Raw genomic sequence first — 3,778 nt, forward strand, 5'->3', positions numbered from 1 at the left:
CTGCACTTCGTCCGGGCCAAGGACGGGCTGCCGCCCGGCAGCCCGCGCACGGTCGCCGAACGGACCGCCGAGCTCTCCGGCACCGGCCCCGTCGACGTACTGCTCCTCGACCATCTGCGCAGCACCTGGCGCAGCTCCGGCCTGCCCTCCGCCGACGGCCCCCTCCTCGCCCGCGCCGGCCGCGGCGAGCTCGGCCTCGACGACAGCGCCTATCTGCTGCGGCTGACCCCGCTGCTCGGCACCCGCGTCCTGCGCGCGTCCTTCTGGCGTGCGCACGAGGAACAGCTCACCGCCGGTGACGAACCCCTGGCCGCCCTCACCGCCCTCCTGCTCGCCGGCCGCGTCGCCTGCCTGCCGCACATCGCGTACGAGGACCGCAGACTGCGCCCCGCCGGTCTGCCTCCGGTCACCGCCGAACAGCACTTCGCGCTCGTCGACCGCTACGAGACCCTTCTCGATCTCGCCCGCGAGCGCCCCGCCGTCTACACCGTGCTGTACGAGATCATGGTCCGGGACTGTCTGCGCGCCTTCACGCGCGGCGGCATGCCCGACGACGTGGCCGAGGAGTTCTTCCGCCGCGCCTCGGTCGCCGCCCTGCGCCGCCGTCCCGAGGGACACCGGCGCCCCGCCGGCCTCGAGGGCGTGCGCCGCTCGCTGCTCGAAGAGGGCGCCTACACCAAGTACCGCGCCTTCCAGACCGCCAACCGCGCCCGCCGCGCGCTGCGTTCCACGGTGCGCGCCGGACGGCGCCAGGCCGGCGCCCGGATCCGCGACCACCAGTACCGCACGGCCCTGCGCCGCCCGGTCGACCCCCACCTCGCGGTGTTCGCCGCCTACTGGAACCGCGGGGTCGCCTGCAACCCGGCCGCGATCGCGGCCGAGCTCGCAGAACTCGCCCCGCACATCCACCCCGTGTGGGTGGTGTCCGAACACAACGCGGCGCTGCTCCCGCCCGGCACCGACCACGTGGTCCCCGGCACCCGCCGCTACTGGGAGGTGCTCGCGACCGCCAAGTACCTCGTCAACAACGTCAACTTCCCGAACGCGGCGGTCAAACGCCCCGACGCGGTACACGTCCAGACCCACCACGGCACCCCGCTCAAGCGCATGGGCCTGGACCAGATGGCGTTCCCGGCCGCCGCGCAGGGCCTCGACTTCGACGCGCTGCTGGAGCGCGTCGACAAGTGGGACTACAGCCTCTCCAGCAACAGCCACACCACCCGCATGTGGGAGAGGGCCTACCCGGCCAGGTTCGTCCCGCTCGAGCACGGCTATCCGCGCAACGACGTCTACTACACGGCCGGCGCCGCCGACATCCGCGCGGTCCGCGAACGCCTGGGCATCGCGCCCGGCCGCCGGGCCGTCCTCTACGCGCCCACGCACCGCGACTACGAGGCCGGCTGGACCCCGCGCCTGGACCTCGCCGCGCTCGCCGCCCGGCTCGGCGAGGACACCGTGCTGCTGGTGCGCGGCCACTACTTCTACGCGGCCGGCGTCTCCCCGCTGACCGGTCCGCGCCGCTCCGGCCGCGTCATCGACGTCTCCTCCTACGACCCGGTCGAGGAGCTGTGCCTGGCCGCCGACGTCCTCGTCACGGACTACTCGTCGATCATGTTCGACTACGCCAACCTCGACCGTCCGATCGTCATCCACGCCGACGACTGGGAGACGTACCGCACCACGCGCGGCGTCTACTTCGACCTGATGGCCGACGCGCCCGGCCCGGTCGCCCGCACCCAGGACGAGCTCACCGGGATCCTCACCACCGACGCCTGGCACGACGAGAGCGCGGCGAAGGCACGGGCCGCCTTCCGGCGCCGGTTCTGCGAGTACGACGACGGCCGCGCCGCCGAACGCGTCGTACGCCGGGTCTTCCTCGGCCAGGACGAGGCGTCGCTGCCACCGGTGCTGCCGGTCGGGGAACGCACCCCGGCGCCCACCCCCGAGGAGGCGACCGCGTCATGAGCACCCCTCAGCCCCCCTTCCCCGACGTCACCGTGACGGTGATCGTGCACAACGACGCCGGACGGCTCCCCCGCGCGGTGGAGTCCGTACGCCGCCAGACCCACCGCGGCCTCGAGATCGTCATCAGCGACGACCACTCCACGGACGACACCCCGCGCGTGGCGCGGGCGCTGGCGGCCGCCGACCCGCGCATCCGGTACCTGCGGCTGCCGGAGAACAGCGGCGGATGCAGCGCGCCGCGCAACCGCGCCCTGGAGACCGCCCGCGCGCCCCACCTGATGTTCCTCGACTCCGACGACGAGCTCCCGCCGGAGGCGGTCGCCTCCCTGCTCGCCGCACACCGCGAGCGCGACATCGACTTCGCGATGGGCGCGGTACGGCGGATCCGGGTGGACACCGGCCGCCGCTCCACCTGGATGCCGCACCTCGTGGCCGAGCGCCGCACCCTGGAGGGCATCGGCGACGACCCCCGGCTCTTCTTCGAGCACCTGGCGACGAGCAAGATGTACGCCCGCGCCTTTCTCGACCGGCACGGCCTGCGCTTCCCCGAGGGCATCCACTACGAGGACCAGCTCTTCTCGGCCCGGGCGTACTGCCTGGCGAAACGCTTCACCATCGTCCCCGAGCCGGTGTACCACTGGTACATAGCCCCGTACGCGGTCTCCGGCACGGCGTCCATATCCAACCAGCGGCATCTGCTCACCAACGTCGCCGACCGGATCCACGTGCAGCGGCTCATCGACACGTTCCTGGTGGAGAGCGGGCACGAGTCGCTGCGCGAGGACAAGGACCACAAGTTCCTCAAGCACGACTTCCGGATGTACGCGGGCGACCTGCCCTACCGGGACGACGAGTGGCTCTCGGCCTTCGCGGACCTGGTCAACCCCTACCTGGAGACCCTGGCCCCCGGCGCGTACGCCCGTCTCCCCCGCTCCGAGCGGGTGGTGCTCCAGCTGATCCGCGACCGCCGTCTCTCCGACGCCCGGCTGGCCGCCCGGGGTCTGGGCCACTCCGTCGCCCCCCGGCGGCTGACCACCGACACGGACGGCCGCACCTACTGGGGCGACCGCGTCCCCGAATCCATCGAGGCCCGCCGCGAACTGGACCTCACCGACCTGGAACCGGACACCCGCCCCTTCTCCCTCGCCCATTTCCGGCACGAGATCACGGAGGTCGTACACGGCCCCGGCCCGTACGCCGACCTCACGGTACGCACCTACGACCCGGCCCTGCGCCTCCCGGTCGGCCCCCAGCGCGCGAGCCTCGTCATCTCCCCCGGCCGGCGCCGCCTCACCGCCCCCTTCCGTCTCTCACCGGTGCGGCCCGGCGTCTTCGAGGGCCGGGTCCGCCTCGACCCGGCGGCGGCACGCCTCCCGCTGAGCGGCTTCGCGGGGGTGCGCCACCCGCTGGTCGGCCTCACCTGCGGTGACCGGAGCAACCGGAGCATCCTGCTGGCCCCCCTCGACTTCCCGCCCCGCACCGCCCGCGTCCCGTACCTCTCCGGCGCCACCCCGCACCGGGTCACGATCGAACCCGAGGGGCACGCCCCCGGCCGCCTCCAGGTCCGCTGGACCCCGGTCGGCCTCACCACCGCCCTCCGCCCCCTGGCCACCCCCCGCCTACGCCGGGCAGCCCGCCTGGTCACAAGCGCCCTCCGCTGACCCAGCCCCACCCAGCCCGTCCGGCGTTCGAGGACAAACCCGTCCAGGGCCGAAGGGGGGTCTGGGGGCACAGCCCCCAGGGACGGGAAGGGAAGGGGCGGCGGGGGCGAGACAACCCGGCCGGACAGCCCCCAGCCCTCCAACCCCCCGCT

At 73.8% G+C, this 3,778-nt stretch carries 2 protein-coding genes; both read left to right on the plus strand.

Annotated elements, in window-relative coordinates; translation table 11 throughout:
• The coding region (locus tag B9S61_RS13920; protein WP_103542537.1) for a CDP-glycerol glycerophosphotransferase family protein at window positions 1-1,965 on the plus strand (1,965 nt) is incomplete at its 5' end.
• Window positions 1,962-3,626 (plus strand): glycosyltransferase family 2 protein, encoded by a 1,665-nt coding sequence (locus tag B9S61_RS13925; protein WP_103542538.1) that lies wholly within the window; start codon window positions 1,962-1,964, stop codon window positions 3,624-3,626. The genes B9S61_RS13920 and B9S61_RS13925, both read left to right, overlap by 4 nt.
• Window positions 3,627-3,778: the final 152 nt, after the last annotated feature.

This window comes from Streptomyces sp. SM1, from assembly GCF_002910825.1.
Classification (GTDB): Bacteria; Actinomycetota; Actinomycetes; order Streptomycetales; family Streptomycetaceae; genus Streptomyces; species Streptomyces okerensis.

Coding starts and splice junctions, on each gene's coding strand:
- B9S61_RS13925 (WP_103542538.1), top strand. CDS start 1,962: ATGAGCACCCCTCAGCCCCCCTTCCCCGACGTCACCGTGACGGTGATC.